The sequence below is a fragment of the Desulfocicer niacini genome (assembly GCF_054657595.1).
The window spans coordinates 1-224 of sequence record NZ_BAAHYK010000241.1 but is presented as its reverse complement, the minus strand read 5'-3'; the positions used below and the strand labels follow the sequence as shown (position 1 = coordinate 224).

Here is a 224-nt window from a genome sequence, read left to right as displayed (position 1 = left end):
TAGAGGCCATTTTCATGATTACACCTTCTTTAAATCTACATGAAGTGTATTCATGAGTTCATTAATGACGAGCAAACTGCTTTGTTCTGTGAAGTCAGTTATATGGGCGTAACGAGCTGTTGTTGTGGGGCTTGCATGACCAAGCAAAGCCTGAATATGACGAAGGCTTAAGCCACGTTCAAGGAGATGAGTGGCAAAACTGTGGCGAAGGGAATGGACGGAGA

1 protein-coding gene is annotated in these 224 nt (G+C 43.8%); it reads right to left on the bottom strand.

The window, feature by feature from the left end; genetic code table 11:
* Positions 1-18 precede the first annotated feature (18 nt).
* On the bottom strand, positions 19-224 hold a 206-nt coding region (locus tag ACYQ2M_RS25575), incomplete at its 5' end, for a tyrosine-type recombinase/integrase (protein WP_459919210.1).